We start from the raw sequence: 17631 nt of genomic DNA, 5'->3' as shown, positions 1-17631 counted from the left end.
GAGTGATTCGCAACGCTTGGCAGTTTCGCTTCGCTCAAGTATAGCCAAGCGCCGCTCACACCTTAATGCGGCGTTAGTTTTCAGAAGTAGAGTTCAAATATGGGACGTGTTGGCAAAAAAATCAAAATGAAAAGGTTGAAGCTAGCCTTAAGAAATATCTCTCATAATTCAACGAGTAAAGAGTTAGGTAATATGGATAAGATCTATAAATATTTTAGTTTTGATGTATTAGATTTGGTTTTTGCCAGAGAGGGGTTTTGTGGTGTTAAATGCTCACTACCGAAAGACTACAATGATCCATATGAGCTTTTCTTAGGAATGGACTTGTCCATCCCACCGGAACATCTGGCGTTCTATCACGATGTAGTAAGTGGCATCCCTCAGAACCCAACAACTTGCTTTTCTTATTCGCCTATCGTGTCGCCGATGTGGGCTCATTATGCTAACAATCATTCAGGCTTTGTACTTGAGTTTGACCTAGAGGGTTTACAGAAACACTTTGAGGGAAATCCGATTTGGGAGGTATCTTACCGTGAAGCTCCTTTGGAGAGCTTAAAAGGGATACTTGCGAGAGCTGCGGGGACGTTAAAGCCACGTCATTCTTATGCATTACAGGGAGCTGTTTTTGTTGAATCATATTTCTCAAAATATGATCAATGGGCATACGAGAAAGAGTGTCGATTTGTCGATATGACAAGTGTAACTGAAAATGTCGCAGGTAATGATATTTTGTTTATACCGCTAGAATTTGTGACTGCCTTCATTGCAGGACCAAAGTTCCCAACTGATTTGGTTCAACGTTCAAACGATATTGCATCTGTAGCGGATATGAAGTGGTATGAGCTTGTCATTGGTAAAAGCCATCCTAAGCCTTACATTAAAGCCCAAAATAGCGAAGTTTATATCTTTGAAGATAGCCAAATAGTTCAATCAGCACAAAATTGTAATAAGTGCTCAGAGCCCTTAGTTAATGACAATGAACTTTGCCCATGGTGCACAATTACTGAAACTCATAAAGAAGTCGCTGCTCAGCGAAACCCTTTTAGAATGATAAGTGCTATGGGGCGTCTGGATGATTATATGGAAGCTATGGGTAAGATCGGACGATAGGTGAAAAGAAAACTAACAAAGCATTTAAGAGTGATTCCCAACGCTTGGTATTTTTCATTCCATCGTTGGGTTTCGTGTTTACGGTGGTATGGTTAGGTTTCGTGGCAGCGTTGGTCACACCTTAATGCGGCGTTAGGCTTTAGGTAATAGTAAATGGAATATAAGTGCGATATTGAGTTTTTAGAACAGCGGCTGAAATTGCTAAAGTGGCTTAATTATGGGTTTATTATTCCTTGTTTAGTTGCTTTATATTTCAAACCTACAATTTTTGTTGTGAATGGTTCTTTTACTACAGGCTTAGTGATTTGTGCACTTATTATGTATGTATTGAGGTTTATAGATAAGCACTATGGCAATGCTTTACATAATCACCGTAGTGACATTGTTATAGTAAACAACGTAGGGGTTGAATTTCGTCACCAAGAGTCAGGTTACAACTTTAAGCGAAATTACGAAGAAATTGTGTCTGTGGAGTACTCAAAATATCTTGGTACACCAAAGGTAAAACTCCGATTTTCCAACAATGAGTTCTATGATCTTGTTTGGTTTAAAGACTCTAACTCACTTTACAGCAAGCTAAAGAGTAAAGAGCACTTGGTGAAAAAAGCCTAACAAAGCATTCAAGAGGGATTCACAACGCTTGGCAGTTTTGGTTTGAATCAGCTTTAGTGTTTACGGCACAATAGATTAGGTTTGGTGGTGGCGTTGTTCACCCCTTAATGCGGCGTTATTTCCGCAACGGATCTCTCAGGCTAAATGTACGTGATTGTAGCCTAAGAGTGAAAGTGGCGGGGTAATAGGGTGGAAAAGCGGCGAAAAGGGCGAATATTGGTCATTTCCATGCTAGCCTTAAAGCGCTTTAAGCGCACCTTAATATGGCGCAGTAATTAAAGAGTGACGCTAAAGCGATTTAAGGTAGTGAGCTGCCAAATACTTCGGCTTCGATTTTTGCCTGCATGCCGAAAATTTTTCGTCATATCAAAAGATTAGGCGTAAACATAGCCGACTTTAGTTGCGGAATAACAAGACGTTCAAGGCGATTCGAAACGCATTGGGGTTTTAGTGCCCAAATAGGCACGGATTTATCAGAGTTTATTTTAGGTTAGGGTGCATGTGCGTCTCTCACACCTTAACTGCGCGTTAGGTTTCTCCGCGGAAAACATCGAATTCGAGGATTTTGGAACATGGATTATGAAACGAAGCTACAACTTGCGCACAAAGAATTAAGTGACAAAGGTGTTTGGAAGTCGAACTACAATCCTCCACTTGTAAAGTTGTTACGTAAACTTGGATTATGTTTTCCGCCGCCTTATTATCAGAGCTTTTTCGCAAACGTTATGCTTTGTGTGGTTTTCTTTGCTCCTGTTTGGGGAATCTTCCAATGGTTTCTTGTGTGGAACGAGCTAGGTAAACCAGTTTTAGAAGCAGTTTATATCTCGTTACTTACTGGCGCATTGTTTGGTTTAGTTATGGCAACCTTCTACTACATTAGGCGCAAGCAATTAAATCTAACAGACTGGGGTTCATTGGGAGAATAAGCCCAAAACCTAACAAACTGTTCAAGAGAGATTCGCAACGCGTGGCATTTTCACTATGCGTTGGTTTTAGTGTTTAAGGTGGTATGCGGCGGCTTCGGTATTGCGTTGCTCACCCCTTAACAGGGCGTTATGCTTAATCACATAAAATCAGTGGGTTATGGTTTTCTTTGTTCCCTCAACTTTTTGGTTTTGTACTCGTCGGCAAGTTGGCTTCAGTGGGCGTATTTTCTGGATATCCATTCTTGGGCGCTGGAAATTTAGAGAGTTGCCTCAATCAATTGTCAGGTAAGTGCGCGGTTAGGGCGGCTGGTTCAATCAGTAATTTAATCTTCGGTTTTTGAGTTTTAGCGGCCGAATTTCAAAGCCCGATTTTTAAAACTATGAGTCATTTCGGTTTTCTACGCTGTGGTTTTTGTTTGTAAATCAAAGTGAGTTAATCTTGGTTCTATTAAAACGTAACCCATTGAAGCTTAAGCATAACAAGGCGTTCAAGAGGGATTCATGCCGCGTGGCATTTTTAGTCTGCAGTGATTTTCGGTGGTGAAAGTGGTCTGCGGGAAGTTGGGTTCGGCGGCATTCACCCCTTAACGCAGCGTTAAGCGTAATAATTAAACTGGAGAACATATGAAAACATTTATGTTACTAAAGGACAACGATCGAAAAGTCCTAGATATTTATAAAGAAGCAAATGATATCTGGAGAAATGAACTTTCTGAAAAATGGACAGTGAAAGATCTTGCTGACAAGTTAAGTTCTCTTCAATTGAATTTTGAGCATAAAATGGAAAAGTTTGGGTTAGACCGCTGGGAAGGGCAAGAAATTTTCGTTGTGTCAGGACTATCATACTATCTTGATGATACAAATGAAGGTAGCCATAAGGCTGACAAAGTTAGAGAGGCTTTTGAAATCAGCTTCTGTAGTATTGAAGTGAAAGGTTTGTCAAAAAGACTATCTAAAGCTTTGTATCTAGGGAGTTATTAACCTATGCCTAACTTTCCTGAAGAATTTGATTCCGAACAATATGTTCAATGGCATAGAAGCAATGTCGAAGATATCGATTTAGTAGCCTATTTGGATCAAACTAGAGACGAACTAAAAGCAAATAAAGACCGTCTTGAAAAGCTACTTACGCTACTGGATAGCTTAAACACCGTTTTAATTCGTGCCAAGCAAACTAATGATGAAGATACATCTATTTTAAAGTGTGAAATCATGCTTGAAGACCAATTGCAAGGTGACAGATATGAAGAAATCTTCAAATCGACAGATTCGATCATTGATAAGTTATGGCGAAAAAACAAAGACTCTGAAGATTACGTAAAAACTGATAACATTAAAGAGCGCTTGAAAGATCTCGTAAGAAGCTCAGTAGTCGTTAGTTCTCATAAATATGCTAGCGATTTCAGCAAAGCCCTTAAGGATTGGAAAAGGAAATTTGAAATAAACAATATTCCTTTGGATGATTACACTGATATTTCAGAAATAATAGTTGAGCAAGAAGCTAAAATGGCTAGTGGGTACTTTGCTTATCACGCTGATGTAATTTACACAGACGGAGTTCATGTTGAGATTCAAATATATTCTCAATTAAATGAGGTTTGGCGCAAGTTGTCACATAAGCTCTATGAAAAAACAAGATTGAACCAAGATGTAGCCCATGGACATGGAACAAGTGCTTCTCGTTTAGTTTCTCTCGGGCATTTACTTCATTTGGCAGAATGCGAAGCAGAAAGGTTACAAAGTGATTTAGCCTAGAGAAAATTACGCTTAACAATCTGTTTAAGAGTGATTCGCAACGCTTGGCATTTTGCTATGCGTTGCGTTCTGTGTTTAAGGTGGTTTGCGGGAGCTTCGGTATTGCGTTGCTCACACCTTAACAGGGCGCTAGGCGACATGAGATAAACGATAGAGTAGTGATAGTATCTTGGCGTGAATCTAGCTTCAGTTAATAGAAAAGGAGTGGATTAATGAATGGTAAAGCATTTGATAATTGGCAAAAATCGCGAAAGAAAGGCTGTTTAAATTGGCTTTTCAGAACAACTTTCGTCACAGCCATTTTGTACATAATTTTTAATGTTATTTTCCTATATCCGTCTTCTGATGCGGCAAGCATTACTATTTTCTTATCGGATAATGCTCTTAATTACTCAATTTACACGATCGGGATGTTTTTCGCATTTTGGGCTATTTGGCTATACAACGAATCTTCGTATGAGAAAGAAGTTAAACGTAGAAATGTCGCCTAACAAACTGTTCAAGAGTGATTCGCAACGCGTGGCATTTTTACTATGCGTTGGTTTTAGTGTTTAAGGTGGTATGCGGGAGCATTGGTATTGCGTTGCTCACACCTTAACAGGGCGTTAGCATACTTTGATAGGAGTTCAGATGGCTACGATAGTCGAACAAATTGTTAATCGTGAAATTGACTCGGTCATCGTGTACGAATCTGACCAAGTTATAGCTTTTGCAGACCATGATCCAATCAACTTTGGGCATATTTTAATTTGTCCTAAGACTCAATACCGTACTTTCATTGACCTGCCTGAGTCTGTGTTTTTTGAGATCACCGACGTTGCAAGAGATTTATATAAACGTATAGAAGCTAAGTTCAATCCCGATGGTATCGGCTTTATGCAAAACAATGGAGAGACACCTCATTTCAACGAGCTCGATCACTACCATTTGCATATTTTCCCTAGGTTTCATGGCGACCAGTACGGTTGGGTTAGTAGTGAACTTGGAATTCAAACTATGGATAAACTAAGAGAATCACTTAAAGATCTATGAGCATTGAAAAAGTATGCTAACAAATTGTTCAAGAGTGATTCGGCACGCGTGGCATTTTTGTCATGCGTTGGTTTTAGTGGTTAAGGTGGTATGCGGTGGCTTAGGTATTGCGTGCCTCACACCTTAACAAGGCGTTATATGATATGAGGGTTTGATAGTGAGGTTACCCAGAAAGTTAGATCGTCAACTCGGGTTTTATATTTGGGGATGCATTATTATCGCAGTGGCTTGGCCTTTAGTTATCCCGCTCGCTATTATTTGGGGTGCTTACAAAGCACTCTCTTTGATAATATCCAGCTGGTGTTCTAGCTGTAGTAAGCCCTTTTCTATGTATAAAGCGAAATCTATCGTAATAAAATCATATTGGGAAAAGGCGTGTTTAGATGGCTCTCCCGACTTGCGATATAAACGAAATGCTAAACACTATGAGCTACGTGAAACTTGGGTTTGCAAGCGTTGTGCGTTGACAAAAGTGAAAGAAGTCTCTCGTGTCGATTCATATTAATCATATAACAAACTGTTTAAGAGTGATTCGCAACGCGTAGCATTTTTACTATGCGTTGCGTTTGGTGTTTAAGGTGGTATGCGGTGACTGCGGTATTGCATTGCTCACACCTTAACAGGGCGTTATAACACCTAAATCAAGTTAGTCACAAACTAGTAATAGTGAGGATGTGTTGTGAAATACATTAGAAAATTAGTCTTGAGCATATTGGTCATTTCTAGCTTTACATTGGAAGCTAATCAAGAAGATTTTCAACTCATAAATAAGTGGGGAGATGATTCCCAACGGCCGAATCGAGCTCTTACAATAACAGAGCGAAGTGGTGGCGTTGTATTTTTTGATGGTAACCTTGGTGTGAATAATAGTGGCAAGGCGGGCATATATTTTACCCTTACTCGACATCAGTTAGATGCTTGTGCCCTAGAAGACGATGGGTTTATGCCCATGAAGGATAATGTCACGGGTTTCAGAGAAACTGTTTACATCGTTGAGTCACAAAAAATTAAAATGTGGGAGTATTGTAATCTTACTCGGGAAGGCTCTCGATATTTGCTAGCGACCCCAAAAACTGAAGATGGGCTAAAGTTTATCATCAACAAGTTTAAAACCAAGGAAGTCTCTGAAGGCGTAGTTCACGTTGTGAGTCCGTGGGTTGATGGTATTGATTTAAGTACATTTGGTTTTAGCAATAGTTGGAGTTCTGTCAATTTAGATGTAGCACTTTAAGCCGATTCATCAACGGTGTTATAACAAAGCGTTTAAGACAGATTCGCAACGCGTGGCATTTTGGGTTGTAATCGGCTTTAGTGTTGACGGCACAATGGTTTAGGTTCAGTGGTAGCGTTGCTCACTACTTAACGCGGCGTTAGTACGGGTTTAGCATCAAAGGTCATCAGTTTTGGTGTTTATCTGTTTTGGCGTTCGTCTTTACACCTTTCAGTTTGTACCTTTCACGTTCTTTCCGGTGGCACTATATGCGGAGTGTTTGCTTTGATTTCACCGTTTACGGTTTCTAACTCTTAGCCTATTTCTTTGACGCTTCTTCTCTTTGGTGGTTTTTACTAAGTCAGAATTGCCTTTCTTTGGTGTTGCCGTCCAAGTGCGAGGATCGAATCCTTTTCTAATTTGAAGCCAGTAAAAGTAGGGAAGTTCAGGGCGTTTTTCTTCTAGCCAACTTTTGTCTCTTAATCGAGTTTAGGTTTTGTAGCTGCCCGTCTCACTTCAGTGTTCAAAGCCTTTCATATCATCTAATTTTTCAATATCTTGGATCGCATGAATAGAAGTAGCGCATGTACTAACAAATTGCTTAAGAGTGATTCGTAACGCGTGGCATTTTCACTTTGCGGTGGCTTATGTGTTTAAGGCGCCGTGCGGTAGCTTTTGTATTGCGTTACTCACACCTTAGCAAGGCGTTATAAAACTATGCACGTTAAGCTGAGACTGTGAGTTCAAATCAGAGCTGCAACTATTTATTTGCTATTGTATTTACTAGTTTAATTTCACAATAGGTTACTGAAATGGCAAATAATGTTTATCGCGTAATGGCTGGTGACGATGTAGTTGTTGCTGGAGAGGACCAAGTTGTAGTTACTCTAGAAGATGCTTTGAGTGCTGTTGATGAGTTGGGAGATTTAGTCCATAGCGTAAAGAAAGAAGTAAAAGACTTCATCAGTGAAAACTGGGATGAATTTCTTGAGAAGCTAACAGGAATTGATGTCCCTGAATATTTGTTGGAACAGTACCCAGATTTTTATCAGTATTTGGAGTGGGTCTTACAGCTAGTCGGTTTAATATAGCGGCGTTTAATCCCGTTTTATAACAAACTGTTCAAGAGTGATTCGCAACGCGTGGCATTTTTACTATGCGTTACGTTTAGTGTTTAAGGTGGTATGCGGTGGCTTAGGTATTGCGTTGCTCACACCTTAACAGGGCGTTAGCTGTTTGAGAAACACATGAAAATAATCGATAAGCCGTTATTTTGGCTATATGTTAAAACGCGAGACTCAGTCTTTTCATCATTTAAAGGTTTTTCCTCTCTACTCTTAGTCATCATTATTGCGGCTATAGTTTCAGGTAACAAATCTCCCGAAAACACCTTCATGTCTTACATGTTGTACCTGTTGGCGCTTAGTGTACCTACCTCAATGGGTCTTATGCTTTTGAAGCTTAAGTTTCGAAAAGTTGCAGGCTCCATTCCTAGGGCAGAGTTAGCGTACTTTTTACAGAACAATAAAGGTATCGAGCTGGAAAGTGCTGTAAAAGGGATATTTTCGCTCTACCTATCATTGATGATTTATCTCTGGTTTTTGATGATGGTTGTTGCAGTTTTGGGGCCTTTTATTTTAATGCTAGTGTTGTAGTACACAGCTAACAATCTGTTCAAGAGGGATTCGCAACGCGTGGCATTTTCACTATGCGTTGGTTTTAGTGTTTAAGGTGGTATGCGGTGGCTTTGGTATTGCGTTGCTCACCCCTTAACAGGGCGTTAACTTTATTAGGACATTATGGAATACGAAAATAATATAAGAATTAGTAATCTCCCTCGAGGTGATTTAGCTGAGCTTTGGCGCATGTTATCTCCTCATGAGTTGAACGAACTAATTACGAGAAGTAACGACAAAGAACTATCTCTTCTTATGGGGCACCTTCCAGAGAAGGGGATGCAGACTCTTATTTCAAATCTAAACGAAGATTCTGCGAATAGGTTGTTCTCTTCAATTTCTAATAGAACAATTAATAAGGTTTTATTGCTATGTTCTGCCAATGCGCTTTCTAAGCTACCTAGAGTGCTCAGTCGTGAAAATCTCATTCGTGTTATTCGAAGCACAAGCTCAGATGTACGGGATAGGTTGCTTAAAATGTTGCCGATCGAAGATCGACATATGATCATGGAAATAACTGAAGAGCAGACTGAACTGGAAGGTAACTATAAACATTATCTGACTCAAAAACTTGAAAACTCAATTGAAAAAGATGCTTTTGAGCGGATAAAAGAGCTTGAAGATAAAGAGAGATACCTAGAGCGTCGTCAGCGAGCACGTGAAGAACAGTTGGCTGAGCAACTGGAACACCTTCGTAATCAGATATCTGTCGCCGAAAAGGATTTCCATCAACGTCAAAATAAACTCAAAAGTATTGAAAGTAATTATGCTAAACGTGAGTTAGAACTTAAGGACAACATAAGGCAGTTACAAGAAGAGCATCAAAGACAAGTACAAGAAAAAATCGAAATCAAAGTACCTGAGTTCGTTAAATCTGCAGTTGAAGTTTTGGAGAAGAAAGAAAAAGAGTTTTCTGATAAATCGAGAAACTGGAACTTACAAGGCTCTTGCGCTTTAGGTCTTGCAATAGCGTCTGCTATTGGTGCTCTGATCTATGGTGGTTTTGCATTCCATGCAGCATCTAAGGAAAATATTGATTGGTTCTTTTTCTCCTTTTTATTACTAAAAGGGCTGATTGTGGTTACGTTGTTCGGGGCTTGGGCAAAGCATGCGTATAACCTAGGTAATGCTTATATGCACGAGTCATTAAAGCGCAGTGACCGTATGCATGCCATTAACTTTGGAAAGCTCTATTTAGAAGTATACGGCAATGATGTTAGCCAATCGGATATGAAAGCGATATTTGAAAATTGGAACTTGGACAGCGATAGTGCTTTTACTAAAGTACAGCCTACAAATTTTGAACCAAAGGTCGTGGAGCAAGTTACTCAAATGATTGCGGCAGTTTCTAATGCAACGAATAAGCAACATTCAGAAAGTAAGCCACAGCAAACATAAAGTTAACAAACTGTTTAAGAGTGATTCGCAACGCGTGGCATTTTTACTATGCGTTGGTTTTAGTGTTTAAAGTGGTATGCGGGAGCATCGGTATTGCGTTGCTCACACCTTAACAGGGCGTTATGTGCTTGGAGGAAAAATGGAATATTTTCAGTACTATGGAATCGACTGGGTTGCAATGGTACTTACGTTTCTTGCAATTTGGCAAATTGGAAATAAGAACAAAATCGGTTTCATTCTAATGATGTGCGGTAACACTAGTTGGGTAGCAGTTGGTTATCTTACTGGCAGTGTGGCAATGATAATTGCAAATATCATCTTTTTCTCAATGAACCTTAGAGCAATCATCAAATGGTCGACGCCAGAGAAAGAGCCTAAAGTTAGTGTTGCTGAGCAGTCATCTACAAGCTAGAAGTTCGCACATAACAAACTGTTCAAGAGGGATTCGCAACGCGTGGCATTTTCACTATGCGTTGATTTTAGTGATTAAGGTGGTTTGCGGCGGCCTTTGTATTGCGTTGCTCACCCCTTAACAGGGCGTTAGTTGCGCGCGAAAATAGAGAACATATGAAAGAAAGTTGGATTCGGTACGAAGATATCGAAGAAAAGAGGCAAGGCTATTTTGTTATCTACAGCCCTGTATTCACAGGTCAAGACTTTGCTATGTTAAAAATTCATATTTATGAACAAGAATTAGTTTCTGAAATAAAAAGGATCGCTGAACATGAGCTGAGTATTTGGGCAACACGATACGCTACTCCAGTTATGGTTATTGTAAAAAACTTTACTCAAACTGATTGGAGAACCAAAGACATTGTGGGGCACAATTTTTTGCTTGGTTACGCTGCTGGTAATGATGTGATAGCGCATTGGGATGAATACCCTAAGTCACAAGAACCGCAATTTGACCTGTCAAAAGAGACCTTAGCAATCATATACTCCGATTTGAGTAGTAGAACTTTTGAGCAAGTAATAGAAAAACAAAAAGAAGATGCAAAAGGTCGGAAATTACTATTGTTTGTTATGACTTTCTGGTTTTGTGTTATTCCTGCCTTCATTGCATATCTAGGCTGGTCTAGTCCGTTCTTTTCTTTACTAGCGTTACTATATAGTTGGTATCTGGCTACGAAGAAAGGACTTGAGTTGTGGGGTAAGAAAAGTAAATCTCAAAAGGAATTAGATGAGGAAAAGGAGAAGTTACAGAAAGAACATCACCACTATCATTGTAAGCTCAATCCTGATGCATTCCTTAAGCTAAAGTGTGAGAACTTTAAGAAAGAGCGTCTAGAAAGAGAGCGCAGTAAGGTAGAGGAAATGCGCAACTAACAAACTGTTTAAGAGTGATTCGTAACGCGTGGCATTTTTACTATGCGTTGGTTTAAGTGATTAAAGTGGTATGCGGGAGCTTCGGCATTGCGTTGCTCACACCTTAACAGGGCGTTATAACTTGTCTGTCCAATCATGATTATTGGGGTGAACCATGTACTCTTACAAAATGTCTAACATGGTTAGATATTCCAATATTGAGGCTCCGATGAAATTTCTCCGTAAGTATAAAATAAGCGTTCTTTTCTGTATCAGCGGTATTTTGTGTTTAATTGCTTATAACACCATCGGTTCATACGTAGATGAGAATGGCTTCTTAGTTGAGCCATTTCGGTTCATTCCTTTATTTTGGCTTTTTCAGCTACTGGCGTTAGTGGCTTTGGTTGTTACCTTCGTTAAACATAGAAAGGTTCAGTAAACGGGTTAGTTAAGCCACAAGCGCACTAAGAAGCTTCGTTATAACAAAGCATTTAAGAGTGATTCCCAACGCTTGGCATTTTTTATTCCATCGTTGGGTTTTGTGTTTACGGTGCAATGGTTTAGTCTTGGTGGTTGCGTTGCTCACACCTTAATGCGGCGTTATACATAATAGGCATGTGATGAAGGTAATAAGTAAGTTTACAATTCAAGAGCATCAATGCGCTTATGAGAATCGCCCGCTCAAATCCGCGTTATTTTTCGATGGAGTGCAATTAAAATTCAAAACTCCAGGATATGTTATTGAAAAGCAGTTTGAGCTTAAAAATTACTATTTACTGTTTCTAAATTGGGACTGTTCGTTTGAGGAAGGTTGTGCGGTGCTACTAATCAATAAACAACTAGAATTAGTCGGAAGTTATAGCTTTAAACCATTTTATAATAGTTTCAATCTTAGTTCTGTATGTGAAGTAAAAAAGGATCATTATCGTATTGTTTTTGACTCAACAGAAAGTTATGAGTTAGTTGTTAATTATCCCAAGAAATGCTGGTTCAGTAGAGTCTTGGTTATGAAAAAATATTATGTATAACAAATTGTTCAAGAGTGATTCGGTACGCGTGGCATTTTTACCATGCGTTAGGTTTAGTGGTTAAGGTGGTATGCGGAGGCTTAGGTATTGCGTACCTCACACCTTAACAAGGCGTTATGCGTACTAATTAACAAGGAAGAATTAAATTTGAAAGGAAACTGTTTGTGTGGAGAAGTTTCGTTTGAGTTGTCAGGCGAATTGCCACCCATCTATCAATGCCATTGTTCTCTGTGTCGCAAGGTATCGGGTTCTTCATCAAATTCAGCGTTGATAGTTGAAGCATCAAATTTTAAGTGGCGTTCCGGCGAACATCAAATTAGGTCATTTTCTACGAGATCAGGTTTTAAATCTGAGTTTTGCTGTCAATGCGGTAGCCCAGTACCGAATATCAGCTCAAGCGGTGATTCATATTGGGTGCCAGCTGGCCTGCTGTCCGAGTCCGTGGATACAAAAGTTTCTGCTCATGTTTATGTTGGCTCTCACGCTAGTTGGGACGTGGGCTTTGTAAATGACGGTATACCGAAATTTGATACGATGCCAACTGATAAAGATTGGTTAAAAATATGCAGGTAACGCACGCATAACAAGGCGTTCAAGAGGGATTCTCAACGCTTGGCAGTTTTGGTTCAAAATTTAGCTTTTGTGATTATGGCACAATGGTTTGGGTCAGGTGGTGGCGTTGTTCACCCCTTAACGCGGCGTTAGTTGAATAGGGAAAATCCGTGAATATTTTTGAAGCATTTCTTAATGTGCTTGCGCAAGTCTGGTATCTAGTGCCTTTATTGCTCATTGTTAGCGTTTTCAAAAGTAGGTGGCTAAAAGGTGTATTCGGTGAGTTTCTCGTGAACCGTCTTTTGTCCAAATTACCAGAGTCTGACTACACACTAATAAAAGACGTAACGTTGCCGACTAGCGATGGTACAACTCAAGTCGACCATATTGTGGTTTCTAAATATGGCATCTTTGTCGTTGAAACTAAGAATATGAAAGGTTGGATATTTGGCTCGGCTCGCCAGAAACAGTGGACACAAAAGATTTACCGTCATTCCTCTAAATTTCAAAACCCACTGCATCAGAATTACAAGCACATAAAAGCTCTAGAAACCTTGCTAGGTTGCAGTGAAGAGCACTTGCATTCAGTTATTGTTTTCATCGGCGACAGTACCTTTAAAACCGAAATGCCTCCAAACGTTACCTATGCTCGAGGAAGTATTCGATACATTCAGCAATTTAACGAGGTAGTGTTCTCTGACAAGGATTATGCTCGGTTAACTGAGTCTATAAACCAGATAAAGTTAAAGCGCGGAGTTATTACGGATTTAAAGCATCGTAAACATGTTAAAGAAGTTGTCACATCCAAAGCTAGCTCAAATCAGTGCCCCCGTTGCGGCTCTGAAATGGTGTTGCGTGAAACCAAGCGTGGTGAAAATATAGGTAAACAGTTTTGGGGTTGTTCAACTTTTCCCAAGTGTAGAGCGGTGAAACAATTCAACTAACAAACTGTTTAAGAGTGATTCGCAACGCGTGGCATTTTCATCATGCGTTGGTTTTAGTGATTAAGGTGGTATGCGGCGGCATTGGTATTGCGTTGCTCACACCTTAACAGGGCGTTAGGCGCAGTGAGAAATTTCGTGGGTCATATCTCTAATTTCTCTCCGGCCATTCGCTCCAGTTTTTCGGCAATCTGGCTTTATCTTCCCAAGTTCTTGAATCACTCAATCCGTAAAACATGCCAAGTTTCGCAGGTTGCCTCATTCGGTTTTCTGGTCGGTTTGTTGTCAGTTTCTTTGGCTCAAATCGCTTTAAGTTTGTCTGCCTTCGAAACAGGTTTATTGGCTAGAATTTCGTTCCGATAGTCAGCTTTTCCAAATTTCATTTCTATGTGTTGAATTGCCAATTTCTTTAGTGTTTTTGGTTGCAGTGGGTTTCAGAAACTTAGTCGCTTTAGCCTTTGGGTCTTAACCAAATTCAGTGGGTTACGTGCGTTCTTTTTTCCAAAAGGTGGTTTTCTAAATCCCATTTTAACTATTTGCGTGAAGCGCCTAACAAAGCATTTAAGAGTGACTCACAACGCTTGGCGATCTCAGTTTAAACTTGGTTTTAGTGTTTAAGGTGCAATGGTTTGGGTTAGGTATTTAGCGTTGTTCGCACTTTAATGCGGCGTTATGTACAAATGGTGAAATAGTCACTAGTGATTAAGTAATTGTATGAAAAAGAAATTTATCCACGTCGATGTTCTAGTCGACGAATATGTGAAAAATTCTAAGCTGATAAACCAAAGCAATGAGTCACTTTTAGCGGGTAGTAAAGGTTTTCTAGGTAGAAACCTAAAAGCTAAGTTAATCATAGCTAGAGAAGAGCACAAAAACTATTGTATGACACTCGAAGAACTTGATGGTGGTTTTATAGGGGATCTAGAGCTTTATTCGCACAATAACTTAGCCCATCTAGGTATAAAAGATACGAACTATAAGGTTGTTTCACGTGCTCGAACGGTCTGTTTTGACAGCCTAGCGCGTTTTGAAAAAACACTTGCTTCAATAGAAGATAGTCTGAACTTCAATTTGTCAATTAAGTTAGCGTGGCTCAGTATTGGAGTTGCTGTTATATCAATAATTACAAGCTTTATTAGTAGTTAAATTTATACATAACAAACTGTTCAAGAGGGATTCGCAACGCGTGGCATTTTTACTATGCGTTGGTTTAAGTGATTAAGGTGGTATGCGGCGGCTTCGGTATTGCGCTGCTCACCCCTTAACAGGGCGTTATATGCCCGATTTGAATGTAGAGGAAATAATTGGAAATATTAGGTTTTTTTCAAGTAGCACTATTGTTAGGTTGTTTGGGAATGATTATCTCTAACCTTGTTTCAATGCATAGTTTGTTTTACAAAATGTCTTCTGCATTGAACGGATATAGTGTAGCGGCTATAGCGATGGCTCCTTTTTTGATCTTTATATCATGTAAGTCATCTGATGCTGCTGAACTTTATCGGAGACAAATACTACAGCATGGTAAAAGGTTTTTGTTTTGGGTGTTTGTATTAGCTTTATTTGTATATACGCATCATGAATACGAGTTATTTCTTGAATCTAGGCAAGTCTCAGGCATATAACAAGGCATTCAAGAGGGATTCACAACGCTTGGCAGTTTTGGTTTGAATTAGCTTAAGTGTTTACGGCACAATGCTTTAGGTTAGGTGGTGGCGTTGTTCACCCCTTAATGCGGCGTTAGCCCTCAGGAGGTAATTTGTTCAGTCCTAAATTTGAAGTGAAAATTAATGGTGCAGATAGAGTATTCAATGTTGAACTGCTCTCTGAATTCGCAAAAAAATATGACTTCTATAAATATACGGGTGGTCGTTTTAGCTGGTTTTTTATACTCCAAGTGATTATGTACCACGATAGCTATGGTATTGAGCCAGCAGAAATACTAGAAGCCATTAAAGAACTTGAAGGGGTTAAAGATACAAAGTTGATAAAAGATGCTACAGAGTTCAAAAGACCTCCCCTAAAAGGCCTGTGGCATAAACATTATTTTTCTGCCAGATTTCTAGCTAAAAACCTACAAATCCACCATGGCAAAAATGGTGTTAAGCGTGTTATCGAAAAGCATTTGGCTAATGGAGAAACGTTAACTGATGAAGTTATACGTAAAATGGGAGACGATCTAATAACTAATGCATTTGAATCGAGGGCGGACTTAAGTAAGTTAACAGGGGAGTGGATAGTTTTTGCCAAGTATAACAATGAAAATTATTATTTAGCGCTCGGCGAACATGAAAGTAATGACGAGCATCTTTTTAAAATGATTAGTTCTACCTGTATACCTCAATTCGATTTTCTTGATGATATATTGAACATTAAGGGCTAACAAACGCTTTAAGACGGATTCGCAACGCTTGGCGGTTTTTGTTTAATTTGTCTTTAGTGTTTATGGTGCAATAATTGAGTGTAGTGGTAGCGTTGCTCACCACTTAAGCGGGCGTTATGTGCTTTAGGAGAAAACGATGAATAAGTGTCTAATCATCATATTAGCTAGTCTTTCATTTGGTGCTCTTGCTGAAGAAGAGTCCATTGACTGTAATAATGCGATGACCACAATCGAGATAAACCAATGTACTGCTATTGAACTAGAGTCAGCACAAGTTAAATTAGACAAATATCTAAACACTAGCTTTGAGCACAACTCTCATGACCCAGAACTGATCGCAGCAATTAAGCTTGCTCAACAGGATTGGCAAGCATATATGTCCTCTCACTGTGATTCGGTTTATACGCAATGGCGTGATGGAACTATTCGTGGAGTTATGGCGATATCGTGCAAAACTAAGTTAACTAAGCAAAGAACGCACGAGTTATGGGAAAACTTTTTAACTTATATGGACAGTACACCACCAGTTTTACCGGAGCCAAGTGTAGAGTAGGTTTCAATCACGCACATAACAAACTGTTCAAGAGTGATTCGCAACGCGTGGCATTTTTGCTATGCGTTGAATTTAGTGATTAAGGTGGTATGCGGGGGCTTCGGTATTGCGTTGCTCACACCTTAACAGGGCGTTAGGCATCAGGAGGTATCTATGGACTCGACTATTATTGGTGCAGTTATTGGGGCATGTGCAACACTTGTTGCAGTGCTTATTTCCTGGAAGTTGCAACAAAAAAGAGTTAGTGCACATGACCTTGAATTGTTCGAAAAATATAAAGATTTGTTCGTCAGCAATAGCGTTGCTGAATTTTATCGTCAGCATGACTTTTTAGCGCCCTTCCCAGAAAAATATTGGACCCCGCTATCGGTTTATGTGGATAACTGGCATAAACCAGAATTTGAGTTTTCTGATCCCGGTCTGAATAAAGCTCACAAATCTTTGTATAAAGCTGCGGAGCAGTTAGCAACGACTATAGCTGGCAATACTGTAACTATTGCCCCTAATTATAGTATGCGTTCTGTTAAGCCTGATAACCTTCCTTTTGGACCTGTACCGGAACACATCAAGGCTGAGGCTACAGAAATTAATCGATTGGTGCCTAGTTTTATAAGTGCGCACGATACATTTGTTAAATTAGGTATTAAAAGGCTGTATAAAAATGCCTAACAAACAATTTAAGAGTGATTCACCACGCTTGGCATTTTCGGTTTGGATTAATTTTAGTGATTAAGGTGGTCTAATTGAGTTGTGTGGTAGCGTGGTTCACACCTTAATTGGGCGTTATGTTCTTGGAGGTTTATGGAAAACTTCAAAATTAGCAGAATCCACACAAAGTTAGGTATTTTCCGACTATCTGGAATCCTCAACAATGAAAGTGGTATTAAAACTATCAGCTATATTTCTGCTGAATATATGGGAACTGATGGCTGGTGCGAACTTAATTTACAGTCGGAGCATACTCAAAATTTACTGAGAGACATTCAAATTGAAGTGTGGCAGTACCTAGCGTGAGCAAGTCTGTTGCATCGACCAGACATAGTTTTGTAAATATCAGTGGCTTCAAATAGCTACGAACATAACAAAGCGTTCAAGAGGGATTCTCAACGCTTGGCAATTTTGGTTCTAAGTTTAGCTTTTGTGTTTATGGCAC

Annotated in this window: 20 protein-coding genes; all 20 read left to right on the top strand. The window is 39.5% G+C overall.

What is annotated here, in order from left to right:
- Positions 1 to 99: 99 nt before the first annotated feature.
- The 20 genes from R7F07_RS23865 (at position 100) to R7F07_RS23760 (ending at position 17147) form a co-directional block, all read left to right on the top strand.
- Positions 100 to 1110 (top strand): DUF2971 domain-containing protein, encoded by a 1011-nt coding sequence (locus R7F07_RS23865; protein WP_140287016.1) that lies wholly within the window; start codon positions 100 to 102, stop codon positions 1108 to 1110.
- Between the two features lie 153 nt (positions 1111 to 1263).
- Positions 1264 to 1722 carry a hypothetical protein gene (locus R7F07_RS23860; RefSeq protein ID WP_031812476.1) on the top strand — a complete coding sequence of 153 codons (459 nt, stop codon included), beginning with the start codon at positions 1264 to 1266 and terminating at the stop codon, positions 1720 to 1722.
- A gap of 572 nt (positions 1723 to 2294) precedes the next feature.
- Positions 2295 to 2648 (top strand): DUF6404 family protein, encoded by a 354-nt coding sequence (locus R7F07_RS23855; protein WP_029807783.1) that lies wholly within the window; start codon positions 2295 to 2297, stop codon positions 2646 to 2648.
- Between the two features lie 624 nt (positions 2649 to 3272).
- Positions 3273 to 3629, top strand: a complete 357-nt coding sequence (locus tag R7F07_RS23840) for a hypothetical protein (protein ID WP_171343430.1) — start codon at positions 3273 to 3275, stop codon at positions 3627 to 3629.
- 3 nt (positions 3630 to 3632) lie between these two features.
- A complete protein-coding gene (locus R7F07_RS23835) occupies positions 3633 to 4403 on the top strand; it encodes a hypothetical protein (RefSeq protein ID WP_171343431.1) in 771 nt (256 codons plus the stop codon).
- A 212-nt stretch (positions 4404 to 4615) separates the two neighbouring features.
- Positions 4616 to 4894 (top strand): hypothetical protein, encoded by a 279-nt coding sequence (locus R7F07_RS23830; protein WP_033007115.1) that lies wholly within the window; start codon positions 4616 to 4618, stop codon positions 4892 to 4894.
- Positions 4895 to 5033: 139 nt separating this feature from the next.
- The gene (locus R7F07_RS23825) at positions 5034 to 5435 is read left to right on the top strand and encodes an HIT family protein (RefSeq protein ID WP_023585550.1); all 402 of its coding nucleotides are present in this window, start codon (positions 5034 to 5036) and stop codon (positions 5433 to 5435) included.
- 679 nt (positions 5436 to 6114) lie between these two features.
- The gene (locus R7F07_RS23820; RefSeq protein WP_054730950.1) at positions 6115 to 6666 is read left to right on the top strand and encodes a hypothetical protein; all 552 of its coding nucleotides are present in this window, start codon (positions 6115 to 6117) and stop codon (positions 6664 to 6666) included.
- 791 nt (positions 6667 to 7457) lie between these two features.
- On the top strand, positions 7458 to 7736 hold the full coding sequence (locus R7F07_RS23815) for a hypothetical protein (RefSeq protein ID WP_171343432.1): 279 nt from the start codon (positions 7458 to 7460) through the stop codon (positions 7734 to 7736).
- A 156-nt stretch (positions 7737 to 7892) separates the two neighbouring features.
- On the top strand, positions 7893 to 8300 hold the full coding sequence (locus R7F07_RS23810; RefSeq protein WP_041061969.1) for a hypothetical protein: 408 nt from the start codon (positions 7893 to 7895) through the stop codon (positions 8298 to 8300).
- 144 nt (positions 8301 to 8444) lie between these two features.
- Positions 8445 to 9719, top strand: coding sequence for a hypothetical protein (locus R7F07_RS23805; RefSeq protein WP_171343433.1), 1275 nt, complete (start codon positions 8445 to 8447; stop codon positions 9717 to 9719).
- Positions 9720 to 9858: 139 nt separating this feature from the next.
- Complete coding sequence (locus R7F07_RS23800; protein ID WP_005462157.1) at positions 9859 to 10131, top strand: nicotinamide mononucleotide transporter; 273 nt, start codon at positions 9859 to 9861, stop codon at positions 10129 to 10131.
- Between the two features lie 155 nt (positions 10132 to 10286).
- Positions 10287 to 11045 carry a hypothetical protein gene (locus tag R7F07_RS23795; RefSeq protein WP_171343434.1) on the top strand — a complete coding sequence of 253 codons (759 nt, stop codon included), beginning with the start codon at positions 10287 to 10289 and terminating at the stop codon, positions 11043 to 11045.
- A gap of 208 nt (positions 11046 to 11253) precedes the next feature.
- Positions 11254 to 11463, top strand: a complete 210-nt coding sequence (locus R7F07_RS23790; protein ID WP_140123004.1) for a DUF3955 domain-containing protein — start codon at positions 11254 to 11256, stop codon at positions 11461 to 11463.
- A 676-nt stretch (positions 11464 to 12139) separates the two neighbouring features.
- Positions 12140 to 12625, top strand: coding sequence for a GFA family protein (locus R7F07_RS23785; RefSeq protein WP_318110575.1), 486 nt, complete (start codon positions 12140 to 12142; stop codon positions 12623 to 12625).
- A 149-nt stretch (positions 12626 to 12774) separates the two neighbouring features.
- A complete protein-coding gene (locus tag R7F07_RS23780; protein ID WP_025611476.1) occupies positions 12775 to 13548 on the top strand; it encodes an NERD domain-containing protein in 774 nt (257 codons plus the stop codon).
- Between the two features lie 711 nt (positions 13549 to 14259).
- Positions 14260 to 14691, top strand: coding sequence for a hypothetical protein (locus R7F07_RS23775; RefSeq protein ID WP_171343435.1), 432 nt, complete (start codon positions 14260 to 14262; stop codon positions 14689 to 14691).
- Between the two features lie 610 nt (positions 14692 to 15301).
- A complete protein-coding gene (locus R7F07_RS23770) occupies positions 15302 to 15925 on the top strand; it encodes a hypothetical protein (RefSeq protein ID WP_171343436.1) in 624 nt (207 codons plus the stop codon).
- Between the two features lie 136 nt (positions 15926 to 16061).
- Entirely contained in the window at positions 16062 to 16478 is a 417-nt protein-coding gene (locus tag R7F07_RS23765) for a lysozyme inhibitor LprI family protein (RefSeq protein WP_017821968.1), read from the top strand.
- A gap of 153 nt (positions 16479 to 16631) precedes the next feature.
- Entirely contained in the window at positions 16632 to 17147 is a 516-nt protein-coding gene (locus R7F07_RS23760; protein ID WP_171343437.1) for a hypothetical protein, read from the top strand.
- Positions 17148 to 17631: the final 484 nt, after the last annotated feature.

The sequence above is a fragment of the Vibrio sp. YT-16 genome (assembly GCF_033337405.1).
GTDB classification, from domain to species: Bacteria; Pseudomonadota; Gammaproteobacteria; order Enterobacterales; family Vibrionaceae; genus Vibrio; species Vibrio alginolyticus.
This window is presented reverse-complemented; position numbering and strand designations above follow the sequence as displayed.